Genomic DNA, 16528 nt, shown 5'->3' with positions numbered 1-16528 from the left:
GCGGCCCGACGGGAGGGAGTAGCGATGCCTGCGAGCATCATCGAGGAGGTCGACCACCTCTTCGATGCGGCGTTGATACGGGATACGATCACCCGCCTGAGCTGCCCTTCCTGCGGTTCCGCCCACGTGGCCCAAGTCCTTGGTGACAACGGCGGAGTTTCCTACGTGTGCACGGCCTGCGGCCACAGCTGGAGCTGATCGATGGGTGCACACAGGCGAAAGTGCGACTGGTGCGGCAGTGGGACGCCGATCGTCCGTGACATGGAACCGGTGAATCCCGACTACCAGTACTGGTGCGAGGAGTGCGCGCGGGCGCTGATCATAAAAGGCGACCCGATCGAGACGTACCGCGAACTCGAGGGTGAGCCGATCTACGGTCGACTCCTGGAAGAGCACTGCACTTTGAAACGGTTCTATTCGTTCGTCACCGCTTGACTGAGGCCGGGGCCCCGCGAGGAGGTCCCGGCGATCACGGTCACCGTCACGCCGACCGAAACGATTTGGTGGTGCACCGGGTCCACCGGTAATGTTGGCGTCGCCGCCGGGGAGACCCGGTAGCACCCTGCGAGGGGCTATAGCTCAGTTGGTAGAGCGCCTGCATGGCATGCAGGAGGTCAGGAGTTCAATTCTCCTTAGCTCCACAGAAGTCGAAGGCGGGTCATCCGAGAGGATGACCCGCCTTCGGTGTGTTCAGGGGGAGTTGGCGCCGTTCATGGAACAGCGGGCCGCCCCTTCTTAAGAAGAGGGCGGCCCGCTGTTCGTGTGCTCAGCGGCCCAGCGCCCGCCGGCCGCGGCCCTGGGAGAGGACCGGCAGGTTGCGGGACGGGCCCTTGTCCCGCGCGGTCTCCTCCTCCAGGCGCAGGGCGAGCGCCGGGCAACGGCGCACCGCGCGGAGCGCCTTCGCCTCCGCGTACCGCGGCACCTGCGCCTGCGCGACGGTGGGGAAGCCGTCGGCGCCGAGTTCGAAGACCTCCGGGAGGATGTCCGCGCACAGACCGTGGCCCCGGCACAGCGTCCAGTCGACGTAGATCTTCTGACGGCTGGGACCGCTCTCCTCGGCCTCCGCGCCGCTGGTGATGCCCGCCGGGAGCTGGCCGGCCTCGAAGAGCGGCAGAACGCCCTCCACGGGCCTTCCGCAGCCGTTCCCGAGGACGTGGGCGGCGAGGTCGTCCGTGAACGCCTTGATGGTCGACTCCAGGAACATCGCGGAGCCGTCCGGGTGCGAGCACGCGCCGCGCCGCTTCACGGCCTTGGCGACCTGCTTGAGCGCCTCCAGGGCGGCCGGGCCGCCGCCGTTGAGGATGTCCTCCATGCCGCGCGCGGCGGCGGGCAGACCGAGGTAGCAGGGACCGCACTGTCCCGCGCTCTCGTCGGCCAGCCACTGGGCCACGCGCAGTGACTCGCCCAGCGGGCAGGTCTCCTGGGTGATCGGCATGATGGCGCCCGCGCCGAGCGCACCGCCCACCGCGTCCAGGGAGTTGCGGGAGACGATCGCCTCGTTGACCGTCGCCGCGTCGATCCACTTGCCGTGGTAACCACCCGTCAGCACACCCTGGGGGACCGGCGGGGCGCCGGCCAACTGCAGGACGTAGCGCAGCGGTACACCCGTGGGGACCTCGATCACCATGGGGCGGGCGACCGCTCCGGAGACCGTGAGCATGACGGTGCCGGGCTCGTCGTAGAGGCCGGTGTTGCCGTAGCGCTCGGGGCCGATGCGGGCGGCGATGGCGAGTTGGGCGAAGGTCTCGGCGTTCGAGAGCAGGGTCGGGACGCCGCCGACGCCGTTCTGGGAGGCGCTGACCTTGCGGCCGGGCGGGATCGCCGGGCCGCCGTCGATCGAGCGGATCAGGGACGCGGCGGCGCCGGTGACCATGCGGATCGGGTTGCGCTGGACGAACGCCTTCAGGGCTGAGCGGCGCGTGTTGCTCAGGCCGCGTTCCGCGAGCGCGGCCTCCATGGAGCGCTGCGTCGACTCACGGGTGACCCCCACCACGAGCGTGCGGGCACCCAGAGCTTCGGCGACCAGGAGGGCGCCGTCCAGGATGAGGTGCGGGGCACGGTTGATGAGCACCGTGTCCTTGCGGCAGGCCGGCTCGTCCTCACTGCCATTGACGACGACGACCGGTCGTACACCGCGCTTGATCGCCGCCTCGGCGACCGACCGCAGCTTCTTGTGGAAGGGGAAGCCCGCGCCGCCGCGGCCCTTCAGGTTGATGGCCTCGGAGAGCTTCGCGAGCTGCTCCCCGCCCATTGGTTCGAGCGGCCCGTGCACCTTCAGGTGCATGGGCAGGTCGAGTCTCTCGACAAGGTCGAAGCCTGACGTGAGCTGCGGAAGGCCGACCACGCGGACTTCTGGGACGTCGGGCAGGGCCTCGTTCACCTATAGCCTCCGGAAGGCGTGTTCCAAGGTTCGCCCGAGCCGCCCTGCGCGTCGAAGTCGTACGAAGCGTTGGGCGTTTGATCAGTGGCGGGACCGCTGTTGTACGTGTCATTGGGGTTGTACGTACCGGAGGCCCCGTTCGACTCACCGGTGTCGTACACGTATCCCTCGCCGTACCCGCCCGTGTTCGCGTTGTTGTTGTACGTCGGGATGTTGTTGTACCCGGTGTCCTGGAGCGGGTCGTACGCCGACGGGGGCGCCTCGCCGACCGGCGGCGGCGAGGGGACCGGCCAGCTGCCGGAGGTGCTGCCGCCGTTGTCCGCGCGGGGGACCGCCTGCGTGTTCTGCATGTCCATCGGCATGTTCATGCGCGAGGTCTGGTCGACGTACGGCATCTGACCGGTGGACGGGTCGGCGGTGCGGTAGGCGGCGGCGAAATCGTTCTTGGCCGCCTCCGGGGTCATCGACCTCGTCTCATACATGGCGTTGGAGTCCACGCGCGGGATCGACCCGGTCTCGGTGAACGAGGGCTGCGCCGGCCGCCGGCTCTCGCGCTTCTCGAAGCCCGGCAGCGACGACTCGCCCACGCGACCGCGGCTCGCGTCGAGTTCGTCCAGACCCGGCCGCTCCTCGTTGCCCAGGAGCCTGGCGACCTTGTCGGCGAACCTGCGCTTGAACGGGCGGGGCGCCGAGCGCAGTGCGAGGGCGGCGGCGACCCCGACCAGGCACAGCTCGTACGAGATCATGAAGAACGGCTTCGCCGCGCGGCCCGCGAACAGGCCGTGGATCAGCGCCGCGCACCAGGCCGGGTAGGCCAGCATGTGCATCGCGCGCCAGCGGGCGGCGACCGGCGCGGGGGACGCGAACTGGTTGCGCAGGGCGCCGGTGATGCCCACGAAGATCATCAGCAGGCCGCCGAGGGAGCCGAGGCCGATCAGCCCGGCGCTGCCCTTCACGCCGAGGCTGAACGGGATCAGCGCGGCGATCAGGACGGTGTGGTCGAGCGCCAGCTTGACCGTGATGTGGATCACGAGGAAGGCGATCGAGCCGACGGCGGTCACCCGGTGGATGCCCTGCGCCACGATCCGCTGGCGGATGTTGAGGATGACCCGGTCCTGGGCGACGAGCCCCCAGATCACCGAGCAGGAGAGGGAGACGAGCGAGAGAACGCCCGCACCGAAGTTGAGGAAGTCCTGTACCTGGCTGCCTCCGGCCAGCACGAACACGGGTATGAAGATCAGGACGACGAGGCTCACCACGCCATAGGCCGAGCGGCCCGGCTTGGGGAGCGAACTGGTACTACGACGAGGGTTCATGGGGGCAACTCCGAGCAGTATCGGGAAAGCGGTCCCGCTGCCGAACTCTAAGTGGCTCCATACCGGTGGGTACGAGGTTTGAGTTATTGCGTTGTTATCAAACGACTATGCGCTTGCAGTCATGTCCTGTAGTGGGTGGTACGCGAAGGTAGTCCTCGAACTGGGGTCGGTCCACGCCGCTGTGGACAGGGTGCCAAGGGTGATACGGAAGCGCGTCGCGTTGTGCTCAAGGGCTGCGGTACCCTCATGCCATGCGTGCTGTACGCCTTCTGCTTAGCGAGCCGCGCTGATCAGTCCCGACCACCGGCGAACGGTGAGGTCGGAATCGGCGCGGCGTCCCCTCCTGTGCGAGGGGATTTTTCATTTGCTGGATGTCACATGGTGGATGTCACAGCCTGAATGTCGCAGCCGCCGGCAGAGACGATCGATGGAGCTTTGAGGATCATGAGCGAGACGAACCCCGCTGCCGCCGCCGAGGTGGTCGCCCCGCACCGCTACACGGCCGCCATGGCCGCGGACATCGAGGCACGCTGGCAGGACTTCTGGGAAGCCCAGGGCACCTACGAGGCGCCGAACCCGACCGGTGACCTGGCCGGCGACCCCGAACTGGCCGCCCGCCCCAAGAAGTTCATCATGGACATGTTCCCGTACCCCTCCGGTACGGGCCTGCACGTCGGCCACCCCCTGGGCTACATCGCCACCGATGTCTTCGCCCGGTACCAGCGGATGACCGGCCACAACGTGCTGCACACCCTGGGCTTCGACGCCTTCGGCCTCCCCGCCGAGCAGTACGCCGTGCAGACCGGCACGCACCCGCGCGTGTCCACCGAGGCCAACATCGCGAACATGACGTCCCAGCTGCGCGCGCTGGGCCTGGGCCACGACAAGCGCCGGTCGTTCGCCACGATCGACCCCGAGTACTACAAGTGGACCCAGTGGATCTTCGTCCAGATCTTCAACTCCTGGTACGACGACGAGGCCGACAGGGCCCGCCCGATCGCCGAGCTGATCGCCCAGTTCGAGACCGGTGAGCGAGCCGTACCGGGGCACACGCGCGCGTGGCCCGAGCTGAGCGCCACCGAACGTGCCGACGTCCTGGGCGAGTTCCGCCTGGCGTACGCCTCCGACGCGCCGGTCAACTGGTGCCCCGGCCTGGGCACCGTCCTGGCCAACGAGGAGGTCACCGCCGACGGCCGCTCCGAGCGCGGCAACTTCCCCGTCTTCAAGGCCAAGCTGCGCCAGTGGAACATGCGCATCACGGCCTACGCCGACCGGCTGCTGGGTGACCTGGACGCGCTGGACTGGCCCGAGGCCATCAAGCTGCAGCAGCGCAACTGGATCGGCCGTTCCGAGGGCGCCCGGGTCGACTTCCCCGTGGACGGCGAGAACATCACCGTCTTCACCACCCGCCCCGACACCCTGTTCGGCGCGACCTACATGGTGCTGGCGCCCGAACACCCGCTGGTCGACAAGTTCACGCCGGCCGCCTGGCCCGAGGGCACGCACGACGTGTGGACCGGGGGGCACGCCACCCCGGCGGAGGCCGTCGCCGCGTACCGCGCGCAGGCCGGCACCAAGTCCGACGTGGAGCGGCAGACCGAGGCCAAGGAGAAGACCGGCGTCTTCACCGGCGCGTTCGCGACCAACCCGGTCAACGGCGAGCGGCTGCCCGTCTTCATCGCCGACTACGTACTGATGGGTTACGGCACCGGCGCGATCATGGCCGTCCCCTGCGGCGACCAGCGCGACTTCGACTTCGCGCGCGCCTTCGAGCTGCCGATCACCTGCATCGTCGAGCCCACCGACGGCCGCGGCACCGACACGTCGACATGGGAGAACGCCTTCGGGTCGTACGACGCGAAGATCATCAACTCCTCGAACGGCGACATCTCCCTGGACGGCCTGCCGGTCGCCGAGGCCAAGGCCCGCATCACGGAGTGGCTGGCCCGCAAGGGCATCGGCGAGGGCACCGTCAACTTCCGCCTGCGCGACTGGCTGTTCAGCCGCCAGCGCTACTGGGGCGAGCCCTTCCCGATCGTCTACGACGAGGACGGCATCGCGCGCTCGCTGCCCGAGTCGATGCTGCCCCTGGAGCTGCCGGAGGTCGAGGACTACTCGCCGCGCACCTTCGACCCGGACGACGCGAACACGTCCCCGGAGACGCCCCTGTCCCGCAACGAGGACTGGGTCGCCGTCACCCTGGACCTGGGCGACGGCCGCGGCCCCCAGAAGTACCGCCGCGAGACCAACACCATGCCGAACTGGGCCGGTTCCTGCTGGTACGAACTGCGCTACCTGGACCCGCACAACGACCAGAAGCTGGTCGACCCGGCCATCGAGCAGTACTGGATGGGCCCCCGCGCGGGCATGCCGCACGGCGGCGTCGACCTGTACGTCGGCGGCGCCGAACACGCCGTACTGCACCTGCTGTACGCGCGCTTCTGGTCCAAGGTGCTGTTCGACCTGGGGCACATCTCGTCCCCGGAGCCGTTCCACAAGCTGTTCAACCAGGGCATGATCCAGGCCTACGTCTACCAGGACAGCCGCGGCTTCCCGGTGCCGGCCGCCGAGGTGGAGGAGCGCGACGGCGCCTACTACTACCAGGGCGAGAAGGTCTCCCGGCAGCTGGGCAAGATGGGCAAGTCCCTGAAGAACGCGGTCACTCCGGACGAGATCTGCGACGAGTACGGCGCCGACACCCTGCGCCTGTACGAGATGGCCATGGGCCCGCTGGACGTGTCCCGGCCGTGGGACACGCGCGCGGTGGTGGGCCAGTACCGGCTGCTGCAGCGGCTGTGGCGCAACGTCGTCGACGAGACGACCGGCGAGGTCACGGTCGTCGACACCGAGCCAGGCGAGGACACCCTGCGCGCCCTGCACAAGGCGATCGACGGGGTGCGCCAAGACCTGGAGGGCCTGCGGTTCAACACGGCGATCGCCAAGGTCACCGAGCTGAACAACTACCTGACCAAGGCGGGCGGCGCCGTGCCGCGCCCGGTCGCCGAGTCGCTGGTGCTGCTGATCGCGCCGCTGGCCCCGCATATCGCCGAGGAGCTGTGGCGCAAGCTGGGCCGCACCGACACGGTCGTCCACCAGGACTTCCCGGTCGCCGACCCGGCGTACGTCGTGGACGAGAGCGTGACCTGCGTCGTGCAGATCAAGGGCAAGGTCAAGGCCCGCCTGGAGGTCCCGCCGACGATCTCCGACGCCGAACTGGAGAAGGTCGCGCTGGCCGACGAGAAGGTCGTCGCCGCGCTGGAGGGCGCGGGTATCCGCAAGGTCATCGTGCGGGCGCCGAAGCTGGTGAACATCGTTCCGGCGTAGTTCTGATGCGGTTCTTCGCCGGGGTCGGTGCGAGTGTCTCGGGGTAGTCCCCTACGGGCAGGTCCAGGGTTCCTGTGGAACTCCGGACCTGCCCGTAGCGTTTACCGTTGAAGAGCGGCGCGGCGTGTGCCGCCCGGAGCCGGTGGAGGAGCGTTGGAAGCCGTGATCGCAGTCTTCGCCCTTCTCTTCCTGCTGTTCATGGTCGTAGGTGGCTATGCGGCGGTCAAGGCGGTCGGTGCGGCCAAGCGCGGCGTCGACCGCACGGTCGCGCAGGCCCGGCGCTCGGTCGAGGACCACACCCTGCGCGCCAAGTCCTTCGCCCAGCCCGGCCCACAGGGGCAGGTGGCCCAACTCCGGCTCGCGCTGCGCACATCGATGCGCGCGACCCAGGACGCGCTGCACGCGGGCGTGACCGAGGACGAGTCGCTCAAGGAGTCCCTGGGCCTCTTCGAGCGGCTCAGCGCGCACGGCCGTGAACTCGACGGCGAGCTCAGGCGTCTGGAGTCCGAGCCGGACTGCAGGACGCTCGCCGAGCGGCTGCCCGCGCTGCGCGAGCGCACCGAGCGCATCACGAAGTCGGCGGACTCGCTGCGCTGGGCGGCCCGCGACCGCGCCGGCCGCTTCGCGGAGGACGACCTGGACACGCTGAGCGCCCAGATAGACATGGAGGCCGGTGCCCTGCGGCACTGGACGAAGGCCGAGCACACGACACCTCCGTGGCCCGAGGCCCCGCCCGCCGACGCCACGACGGGCCGGCAGACCTGGCCGGAACCCCCGTGTTCCCGCCCCGCCGCCGAGGAACCGGCCCCGTCCGCCATCACCCCGCCGGGACGGCGCCCCGTCTACCCCTGGCAGAAGAAACCCCGTCCGGAGAGCACGACTTGACCGGACGGCACGGTGTGAGGGCGCGGCACGGTGTGAACGTGCGGCATGGTGTGATCCGGCCGGTTCCGGCCCAGGTGAAAGGGGTCGGGCTGCCGCCCGGCCGCTACGGCAGGTAACCTCCAGCTCATGTCCCGCCATGTCGCGATCGTCACCGATTCAACGGCCTACCTGCCGCCGCTGACGATGGAGCGCCACGGCATCACAGCGGTGCCGCTGACCGTGGTCCTCGGCGACCGAGCGCTCGAAGAGGGCACCGAGATCTCCACCCGCTCCCTGGCCCAGGCCCTGCAGAAGCGACGCCCCGTCACCACCTCGCGCCCCAGCCCCCAGCTCTTCGCCGAGACCTACCGCAAGGTCGCCGAGTCCGGCGCCACCGGCATCGTCTCCCTCCACCTCTCCGCCGAACTCTCGGGCACCTACGACGCGGCGGTCGTCGCCGCGCGTGAGGCACCGGTGCCGGTGCGGGTCGTGGACACCGGGATGGTCGCGATGGCGCTCGGCTTCTGCGCACTCGCCGCGGCCGAGACGGCGGAGGCCGGCGGCACGGTGGACGAGGCGGTCACGGCCGCGGAGAAACGGGCGGCCGGCACCTCCGCCTACTTCTACGTCGACACCCTCGACTATCTGCGCCGGGGCGGCCGAATCGGCGCGGCGCAGGCCCTGTTGGGCTCCGCGCTCGCCGTGAAACCGCTGCTCCAGCTGGAGGGCGGGCGCATCGAACTCCTGGAGAAGGTACGGACGGCGTCGAAGGCGATCGCCCGCCTTGAGGAGCTCGCGGCGGACCGGGCGGGAAGCGCGCAGGTCGACATCGCCGTCCACCATCTCTCGGCGCCTGAGCGGGCGTCGGCGCTCGCGGATCGGTTGCGGGCGCGGGTACCGGGGCTGGCCGATCTGCATGTGAGCGAGGTCGGGGCGGTGATCGGGGCGCATACCGGGCCTGGGTTGTTGGGGGCTGTGGTTTCGCCTCGGTGACGGGGTTTGCCGGGGGCGGTGCCTGAGCGGTGTTTTGGGCGGGCGGCGCCCGTGTGGGTGACGGAGTTATCCACAACTGGGCGGTCGTCCCCGGGAATTGACCAAGATCATCGCGACGTCGCGGAATGTCCGATCCTCGGCGCATGGCACTTCGATCACGCTCACACACAGCGACTGCGACCAGCGGCCCGGGCCGCCCCCCGTCCTCCGACGGCCGAACTCGGCATCGCCGCACACCTGCACGGGGGCGGGCACATCGGCAGGCTTCGGCAGAGGAACTTCGGCGACGGGCGGAACTGCTCTTTGGCGAACCTGGTGAACGTGCCGGGGAGCGGGGGGAGTTGGGGAACGGGCCGCCGGGTGAAGTCGTAGAGGCGCTTGTTCCGCCCGTGCGCGAGACGAGGGGGCGGGCTGCTCCGGCTGTGGTCAGGGCGGCGGGGCTTCGTTCTCCAGTGCCTGTTGATGCCGGGCCGTGGGCTGTTCCGGAGCCGGAGCCGGAGTTTGGGCCTGGGCTTGGGCCTGGGCTGGGGTCGGGGCAACGGGGGGTTCGGGTGGGGGTGCCGGTGGGTGTTGCCCTGGAGGCTGATGACTTCTCGTACGCCGGAGGGGCCGGAGCGGGCGGCGACGGTGGGGATTTCAGTGGCACCGGAGAGGTAGGCGTCGGGCGGGATCGTGTGGCCGGGGCTTGGCGGGAGCGGGCTGGGGCGGCTCTGCGGGAGCGGATGCCGGTGTGGGTGCAGACGCGGTGCGGGCTGGAGCGGCGGAACGTGGTCGCGCTCGGTGTCCTGCTCGTCGTGGCCGCGGTCTTCGCCGTGCAGCACTTCTGGGTGGGCCGGACCCAGCCCGTGCGTGCCCCGGAGGTGGTGGCGGCGGCTCCCTATGGAGATGTGGAGAGGGGCGGCGGTGGGGGTGGGGCTGCGGGGACAGGGGCCGAGCCGCGTGCCTCGTCGGTCGGAGCGCGAGGTGCTTCGGGTGCGGCCGCCGGTACCGAGATCGTCGTGGACGTCAGCGGCAAGGTCCGGGAGCCCGGGGTTCATCGGCTTCCGGCCGGTTCGCGGGTGACCGATGCGTTGCGGGCGGCGGGTGGGGTGCGTCCGGGCACGAACACCGACGGGCTCAACCGGGCTCGGTTCCTCGTGGACGGGGAGCAGATCGTCGTCGGCGGTCCGGCCCCCGCGGCGGCGCCTGGTGCGGGCGGTGCGAACGGCACGGGGATCGCGGGCTCGGCGGGCTCCGCTGCGGGAGCGGCTCCGACGGCTCCGGTGTCCCTCAACACGGCCACCGCGGACCAGCTCAACACCCTGCCCGGTGTGGGACCGGTGCTGGCCCAGCACATCATCGACTACCGCACCCAGCACGGCGGTTTCCGCTCGGTGGACGAGCTGCGCCAGGTCAACGGCATCGGTGACCGTCGCTTCGCCGATCTGCGGGACCTGGTGCAGCCATGACCACGGGATCCGGTGCGGCCACGCCCTCCGCCCACGTCGATCCGCCCGAGCCCGCGCCCCCTCGTCGCACGGCACAGGACGACGTCCCCACGCCGGCCCGCCGAACCGTGCACGCCGACTCCGGGAACCGGCGGGGCGTTGCGCACCCCCAACAGGAAGGACCGACGGACCTACGACTCGTACCGCCCGCGCTCGCGGCCTGGGCGACGGCGGCACTGGCACTGGACGCGTCGCCCGGCTGGGTCACAGGAGTCGCCGTCGCCGCGCTGACCGTGGCGCTCGTGCTGCTGCTGGTGACGCGGCGGCGGGACGGCACGGCCGGCGGTCGTACTCCTTCTCGGCGGGACACTCACCCTGACCTCTCACGGGACACTCCCCCTGACCTCTCACCGGAGGGAGTGCACCCCGCACCCTCATGGCGGCAGGCCGCATGGCCCCATGTCTCGATCGCCGCCCTGCTCCTCGCCATCGCCGCGGCCGCCGCCTCCGCCGGGCTGCACGGGGCCGATCTGCGGCGCGGGCCGGTGCCCGAACTGGCGCGGGAGTACGCGACCGTGACCACGGAGGTGGAGGTCGGTTCCGATCCACGGTTGACCCGGCCCCGGATCAGCGGGGATCACGCGGCTCCGGTCTCCGTGCTGATCGAGGCCGAGGTGCGGCGGGTCGAGGAGATGGACGGGACGGTCGTGGAGACGCGGGCGCCGGTGTTGTTGATCGTCGACCCGGGCTCGTCCGCCAAGGGAGGGCGCGCGACGGGGGGTTCTGGTGGTGGTCCGGAGAGTTCGCCCTGGCTCGGGCTGCTTCCGTCCACGCGAGTGAAGGTGACCGCGCGGTTGGCGCCCTCGCTGACGAGCGGGGACCGGGTCGCGGCCGTGCTGCGAGTACGGAACCAGCCGGTGCCGGAGGTGGTGGAGGGGCCGTCCGGAGCACAGCGGTTCGCGGGGCGGTTGCGGGCCGGGCTGCGTGAGGCCACCGACGGGTTGCCGGGCGACGCGCGGGCGTTGCTGCCGGGGCTGGTCGTCGGGGACACCGCGCGGATCACACCCGAGTTGGACGAGGCGTTCAAGGCGACGGACCTCGCGCACACCCTCGCCGTCTCCGGAAGCAACCTCACCATCCTGCTCGCCCTCCTCATCGGCCCACCCGGCCTCGCCCAGCACATCGAACGCAGGGGTCTGGCACCGCGTCTCGGCATCTCCCTCCGGGCGACCGCACTGCTCGGCGGGGTACTCACGCTCGGGTTCGTCGTCGTGTGCCGGCCCGACCCGAGCGTGCTGCGAGCCGCGGCCTGCGGTGCCGTCGCGCTGCTCGCGCTGGCGACCGGGCGCCGCAGATCACTGATCCCGGCCCTGGCGACGGCCGTACTGCTACTGGTGCTCTACGACCCCTGGCTGGCCCGCAGCTACGGCTTCCTGCTCTCCGTGCTGGCCACCGGTGCCCTGCTCACGCTCGCGCCGCGCTGGAGCGGAACGCTGCGTCGGCACCGGGTTCCGCCGCGGTTGGCCGAGGCGCTGGCCGCCGCTGCCGCCGCGCAGGCGTTGTGCGCGCCGGTCGTGGCCGTGCTGTCGGCGCGGGTGAGCCTGGTGGCGGTGCCGTGCAATCTGCTCGCGGAGATCGCCGTCGCGCCGGCCACGGTGCTGGGCTTCGCGGCGCTGGCGACGGCGCCGGTGGCGATGCCGGTGGCCAAGGTCCTTGCCTGGGGGGCGAGTTGGCCCACCGGGTGGATCGCGGACGTTGCCCGGACCGGCGCGGCGTTGCCCGGTGGGGGAGTGGACTGGCCGGGCAGCTGGACCGGGGCACTGCTCCTCGCGCTCGCGGTCGCGGCCCTCGTGCTGGTCGGGCGGAGGCTGTTGAAGTACCCCTGGTTGTGCGGGGTCTGCGGGTTGTTGCTGCTGCTGATCGTGGTGGCGCCGGCGCCGTTGACCCGGGTGATCACGGGGTGGCCGCCGCCGGGTTGGCGGTTCGCGATGTGTGATGTCGGGCAGGGCGACGCGACGGTGCTCGCAGCGGGCAAGGGCACAGGCGTGGTCGTGGACGCCGGACCCAATCCGAAACTGGTCGACCAGTGTCTGCGCACACTCGGCATCACCAGGATTCCGCTCGTCGTCCTGACCCACTTCCACGCCGACCACGTGGCGGGACTGCCCGGGGTGCTGCGGGGCCGCGCGGTGGGCGCCATCGAGACGACGTCCTTCGAAGAGCCCGCGGACCAGGCCGAGTTCGTACGGAGGGCGGCGGCGGAACAACACATCCCGATCACCCGTGCGGTGGCCGGTGAACAGCGCCGCACCGGTCCGCTCTCCTGGCAGGTGCTGTGGCCCCCACCGCGCCCGGCGCCGGACCCGGACGGGCCGAACGACGCGAGCGTCGCCCTGCTGGTAAGGACGGCCGGGCTACGACTGCTGCTGCTCGGGGACCTCGAACCCCCGGCCCAGCAGGAGCTGTTGAGGTCACCGGCGGCCGCGCTACTGGGAGGCGTGGACGTACTCAAAGTCGCCCATCATGGCTCGGCCTACCAAGACCCGGACCTGATGCGCAGGGTCGCTCCGCGGCTGGCGCTGATCTCCTGCGGTGAACACAACGTCTACGGGCACCCCGCCCCCAGTACGGTCGCGGCGCTGCGGGCCATGGGCGCGGTGGTCCTGCGGACGGACGTGGACGGGGCGTTGGCGGTCGGAGGCGCGGGGGACGAGCTCCGGGTGACACCGGACTGAGGGCGGGGCGGGGGCGGGGCGGGGGTGGGGTGGGGGGGAAGGGGGGGCCGGGAAGGAGAGGGGGCGACCAGCTGACGGTGACGCGCAACCGGCGCCGCGGCCTTTGAACCGCCACTCGCGCGAGACTGAGGCCATGAATCCCGCACAGGTTGATGCCTATCTCCGCCGGCTGGGAGTCCAGCGCCCGGCGTCGCCCACAGCCGATGCCCTGCGCGAGTTGCATCTGCGGCATCTGCAGACCGTGCCCTTCGAGAACCTGTCGATCCATCTGGGGGAGGAGATCGTGCTGGAGGAGAACCGGCTGCTGGAGAAGGTGGTGGGCGCGGGCAGGGGCGGGTTCTGCTACGAACTGAACGGACTGTTCGGCGCGTTGCTCGGCGCGCTGGGCTTCGAGGTCGCGTTGCTCGCGGCGCGGGTGTACGGGGACGCGGGGCGGCTGGGGATTCCGTACGACCATCTCGCGCTGCGGGTGAGGACGGTGGACGGGGGTGTGTGGTTGGCCGACGTGGGGTTCGGGACGCACAGCCATTATCCGCTGGCCTACGAGGAGCGGGGTGAACAGCAGGATCCCGGCGGCACGTTCAGGGTTGTCGCGTCGGGACCGGCTGCGGCCGACGTGCAGGGCGGGGCGTCCGGAGAGAGCTCGGGGGAGTCGGCGGACCTGGACGTGTTCCGGAACGGCGAGCCCGAGTACCGCCTGGAGACGCGGCCCCGGGTGCTCGGTGACTTCGTGGCCGGAGCGTGGTGGCACAGCACCTCGCCCGCGTCGCACTTCACCCGGTCACTGGTCTGCTCACGGCTCACCGACGACGGGGGTCGGGTCACGCTCAGCGGTCGCGGTCTGACGGTGACGGGGGCGGACGGCACGCGGGACACACGCGAACTGGCCACGGACGAGGAGGTGTTGGCGGTGTACCGGGAACGGTTCGGGATCGAACTGGGGGCGGTGCCGACGATGCGTAAGTCCGCCTAGCCCTGGGGGGAGTGTGCGCGAGCACGCGGCCGTACCGGAAAATGTCCCCGTGAGCGATGTGAGACATGTGCTGGTACTGCCCGACCGAGACGCGGCTCAGGAAGCGGCCGAGGTGATCGGGGAGCGGTTCGCGCTGGATGAGGAACCGCGATTGGTGCGGGACGCGCTGGCCGGTGAGGACGATGCCGAGGACGCGCAGTGGCTGCTTGTTCTGCGGGACGAGGACGGGCGGCTCGACCCCGCGGAGCTGGACGCGTTCGCGGGGGAGTGGGACGGCTGGCGCGAGGAGCCGTAGCAGTCCCGAATCCACTACCGGCCTCATCCCGGTTCCGGCCGCCCGATCTCGGGCCCGCGCGCACCTCACCCATCGCCGACATGCACCCCCGCCCAGAGTCCGCGCGACCCCCGCCCAGAGTCCGCGCGCACCTCACCCAGCACCCACGCACACCCCACCCAGAGCCCATCCACCCCCACCCAGAAGCCGCTCGCTCCCCACACCCCCCGCCACCCGGGACGCGTTGTCAGTGGCGCGTGCGATGCTTTACGGGATGTCCAGGAAGACTGCGAATGACGACCCTCTCGCCCCGGTGACGCTTGCCGTGGGCCAGGAGGACCTCCTGCTCGACCGTGCCGTGCGGGAGGTGGTGGCCGCTGCCAGGGCCTCCGACGCCGACACGGACGTACGTGACCTGACTTCCGATCAGTTGCAGCCCGGCACGCTCGCCGAGTTGACCAGCCCGTCGCTCTTCGCGGAGCGCAAGGTAGTGGTCGTACGCAATGCGCAGGATCTGTCCGCGGACACGATCAAGGATGTGAAGGGGTATCTCGACGCGCCCGCCGAGGAGATCACCCTGGTGTTGCTGCACGCGGGTGGGGTCAAGGGCAAGGGGTTGCTCGATGCCGCGCGCAAGGCGGGGGCGCGGGAGGTGGCCTGCCCGAAGATGACGAAGCCGGCGGACCGGCTGGCCTTCGTGCGGGGTGAGTTCCGGGCGACCGGGAGATCGGCCACGCCGGAGGCCTGCCAGGCGCTCGTCGACTCCATCGGCAGTGATCTGCGGGAGCTGGCGTCCGCCGTCTCCCAGTTGGTCGCCGACGTCGAGGGGACCATCGACGAGGCGGTCGTCGGGCGGTACTACACCGGGCGGGCCGAGGCGTCGAGCTTCACGGTCGCGGACCGGGCCGTCGAGGGGCGGGCGGCGGAGGCGCTGGAGGCGTTGCGGTGGTCGTTGTCCACCGGGGTGGCGCCGGTGCTGATCACCAGCGCGTTGGCGCAGGGGGTGCGGGCGATCGGGAAGCTGTCGTCCGCGCGGGGTGGACGGCCGGCGGATCTGGCGCGTGAGCTGGGGATGCCGCCGTGGAAGATCGACCGGGTACGGCAGCAGATGCGGGGGTGGACACCGGACGCGGTCTCCGTCGCGCTGCGGGCGGTGGCCGAGGCGGACGCGGGAGTGAAGGGCGGTGGGGACGATCCGGAGTACGCGTTGGAGAAGGCGGTCGTCGCGATCGCCCGGGCGGCCCGGTCCCGGGGACAGACCTGACCGACGCTGCCCCAGTTCTGCCCCCGGCCGACGCTGCCCCCGGCTCTTCGTCCCCGGGGATCAGCTCCCTCCCCGGGATGCGACAGAGCCGGATGCGACAGGGCTGGGATGCGACAGGGCCGGGAAACAGCAATGCCCCCGAAGTGGGTCCGGGGGCACTGTACGTGGCGTGGCGACCACGATGTCTGTCCGTGAATCGAGGTAGAGGGCTCGACGTTGTCCTCACGGTGGATTGCTACTGGTCCGGTCCGCGCGAGCGCGGGCCGAGGCAAGTGCGGAAGGATCAGCCCTGGAGCGCGGTGACCTTGGAAGCAAGCGCCGACTTCTTGTTGGCGGCCTGGTTCTTGTGGATGACGCCCTTCGCGACGGCCTTGTCGAGCTGACGCGCGGCAGCGCGCTGGTACTCGGTGGCCTTCTCGACGTCACCCGCGGCAGCGGCTTCGCGGGCCTTGCGGATCGCGGTCTTCAGGGAGGACTTGACGGCCTTGTTGCGCAGCCGAGCCTTCTCGTTGGTCTTGATCCGCTTGATCTGGGACTTGATGTTCGCCACGAATGAGCCTTTGCAGGTTCTGGCACGGGGCCGCACGGGTCCCGGGCCGATGATTTTTCTTGGGGTGCGCCTCGCACCGAGCGGGGATACCGGTCAGGGATGAGGCGCAGCCACTCAGGCTACCAGCCGCCCACCGGCCCACCCAAACCGGTCCCCGAGAGGCATCCGGCCGGTCCCCGAAGGCCTCCGGCGAACCTCTCGAACCCTCCCGAGCCGGACCGCATCCTTCGTCTGTCGGCCCAGGCCAGGCCCCTGACCCGGCTCCCGAGCAGTCCCAGGCCTACCCGAACCGCTCCCCGCTCCCCGAGCGGCCCCAGACCTACCCGACCACTCTTCCCGCTCCCCGAGCAGTCCCTGAGCCCCCGAACCCGCCCCCGAACCCGCCACCGAACCGACCCGCGAAAACCCCCGTGGTTACCCACCCGCAC

General features: G+C 70.8%; 13 protein-coding genes and 1 tRNA gene. 11 read left to right on the top strand and 3 right to left on the bottom strand.

Annotation, left to right across the window (positions count from 1 at the left end; all coding sequences use genetic code 11):
* The first annotated feature begins 24 nt into the window (after nucleotides 1-24).
* The 3 genes from OG588_RS16465 to OG588_RS16455 all read left to right on the top strand — a co-directional run bounded on the left by OG588_RS16465 (nucleotide 25) and on the right by OG588_RS16455 (nucleotide 641).
* The gene (locus OG588_RS16465) at nucleotides 25-198 is read left to right on the top strand and encodes a hypothetical protein (RefSeq protein ID WP_019063265.1); all 174 of its coding nucleotides are present in this window, start codon (nucleotides 25-27) and stop codon (nucleotides 196-198) included.
* A 3-nt stretch (nucleotides 199-201) separates the two neighbouring features.
* Nucleotides 202-435, top strand: coding sequence for a hypothetical protein (locus OG588_RS16460; protein ID WP_003976229.1), 234 nt, complete (start codon nucleotides 202-204; stop codon nucleotides 433-435).
* A 133-nt stretch (nucleotides 436-568) separates the two neighbouring features.
* Nucleotides 569-641: transfer RNA gene (locus tag OG588_RS16455), tRNA-Ala, on the top strand.
* 125 nt (nucleotides 642-766) lie between these two features.
* Here the strand turns inward: OG588_RS16455 and OG588_RS16450 are convergent.
* Both OG588_RS16450 and OG588_RS16445 read right to left on the bottom strand, forming a co-directional pair.
* Entirely contained in the window at nucleotides 767-2380 is a 1614-nt protein-coding gene (locus tag OG588_RS16450) for an NADH-ubiquinone oxidoreductase-F iron-sulfur binding region domain-containing protein (RefSeq protein WP_405947958.1), read from the bottom strand.
* On the bottom strand, nucleotides 2377-3696 hold the full coding sequence (locus OG588_RS16445) for a cytochrome b/b6 domain-containing protein (protein WP_405947957.1): 1320 nt from the start codon (nucleotides 3694-3696) through the stop codon (nucleotides 2377-2379). Before OG588_RS16445 ends, OG588_RS16450 begins: the two co-directional genes overlap by 4 nt.
* 444 nt (nucleotides 3697-4140) lie before the next feature.
* On the opposite strand from OG588_RS16445, the gene leuS reads away from it, so the two are divergent.
* From leuS to holA, 8 genes are all read left to right on the top strand, one after another.
* Nucleotides 4141-7020 (top strand): leucine--tRNA ligase, encoded by a 2880-nt coding sequence (leuS, locus tag OG588_RS16440; RefSeq protein ID WP_405947956.1) that lies wholly within the window; start codon nucleotides 4141-4143, stop codon nucleotides 7018-7020.
* Between the two features lie 153 nt (nucleotides 7021-7173).
* Nucleotides 7174-7905, top strand: a complete 732-nt coding sequence (locus OG588_RS16435; protein WP_405947955.1) for a hypothetical protein — start codon at nucleotides 7174-7176, stop codon at nucleotides 7903-7905.
* Nucleotides 7906-8031: 126 nt separating this feature from the next.
* Complete coding sequence (locus OG588_RS16430) at nucleotides 8032-8877, top strand: DegV family protein (protein WP_266856636.1); 846 nt, start codon at nucleotides 8032-8034, stop codon at nucleotides 8875-8877.
* 563 nt (nucleotides 8878-9440) lie between these two features.
* Nucleotides 9441-10325, top strand: coding sequence for a helix-hairpin-helix domain-containing protein (locus OG588_RS16425; RefSeq protein WP_405947954.1), 885 nt, complete (start codon nucleotides 9441-9443; stop codon nucleotides 10323-10325).
* Complete coding sequence (locus tag OG588_RS16420) at nucleotides 10322-13039, top strand: ComEC/Rec2 family competence protein (protein ID WP_405947953.1); 2718 nt, start codon at nucleotides 10322-10324, stop codon at nucleotides 13037-13039. Before OG588_RS16425 ends, OG588_RS16420 begins: the two co-directional genes overlap by 4 nt.
* Nucleotides 13040-13172: 133 nt before the next feature.
* Nucleotides 13173-14012, top strand: a complete 840-nt coding sequence (locus tag OG588_RS16415; protein WP_405947952.1) for an arylamine N-acetyltransferase — start codon at nucleotides 13173-13175, stop codon at nucleotides 14010-14012.
* Nucleotides 14013-14061: 49 nt separating this feature from the next.
* Entirely contained in the window at nucleotides 14062-14307 is a 246-nt protein-coding gene (locus tag OG588_RS16410) for a hypothetical protein (RefSeq protein ID WP_366091589.1), read from the top strand.
* A gap of 253 nt (nucleotides 14308-14560) precedes the next feature.
* The gene (holA, locus tag OG588_RS16405) at nucleotides 14561-15550 is read left to right on the top strand and encodes a DNA polymerase III subunit delta (RefSeq protein WP_405947951.1); all 990 of its coding nucleotides are present in this window, start codon (nucleotides 14561-14563) and stop codon (nucleotides 15548-15550) included.
* A gap of 283 nt (nucleotides 15551-15833) precedes the next feature.
* Here the strand turns inward: holA and rpsT are convergent, their stop codons facing one another.
* Nucleotides 15834-16100, bottom strand: coding sequence for a 30S ribosomal protein S20 (rpsT, locus tag OG588_RS16400; protein ID WP_019064182.1), 267 nt, complete (start codon nucleotides 16098-16100; stop codon nucleotides 15834-15836).
* Nucleotides 16101-16528 lie beyond the last annotated feature (428 nt).

It is taken from the genome of Streptomyces prunicolor, assembly GCF_045162825.1.
Classification (GTDB): Bacteria; Actinomycetota; Actinomycetes; order Streptomycetales; family Streptomycetaceae; genus Streptomyces; species Streptomyces prunicolor.
The sequence above is the reverse complement of the archived record's forward strand: the minus strand, read 5'-3'. Positions and strand labels throughout refer to the sequence as shown.

What these genes read in the sequence shown, in the direction of transcription:
- OG588_RS16465 (WP_019063265.1), top strand. Translation starts at nt 25, where the DNA reads ATGCCTGCGAGCATCATCGAGGAGGTCGACCACCTCTTCGATGCGGCG.
- OG588_RS16460 (WP_003976229.1), top strand. Translation starts at nt 202, where the DNA reads ATGGGTGCACACAGGCGAAAGTGCGACTGGTGCGGCAGTGGGACGCCG.
- OG588_RS16445 (WP_405947957.1), bottom strand. Translation starts at nt 3,696, where the DNA reads ATGAACCCTCGTCGTAGTACCAGTTCGCTCCCCAAGCCGGGCCGCTCG.
- leuS (WP_405947956.1), top strand. Translation starts at nt 4,141, where the DNA reads ATGAGCGAGACGAACCCCGCTGCCGCCGCCGAGGTGGTCGCCCCGCAC.
- OG588_RS16430 (WP_266856636.1), top strand. Translation starts at nt 8,032, where the DNA reads ATGTCCCGCCATGTCGCGATCGTCACCGATTCAACGGCCTACCTGCCG.
- OG588_RS16420 (WP_405947953.1), top strand. Translation starts at nt 10,322, where the DNA reads ATGACCACGGGATCCGGTGCGGCCACGCCCTCCGCCCACGTCGATCCG.
- OG588_RS16415 (WP_405947952.1), top strand. Translation starts at nt 13,173, where the DNA reads ATGAATCCCGCACAGGTTGATGCCTATCTCCGCCGGCTGGGAGTCCAG.
- holA (WP_405947951.1), top strand. Translation starts at nt 14,561, where the DNA reads ATGTCCAGGAAGACTGCGAATGACGACCCTCTCGCCCCGGTGACGCTT.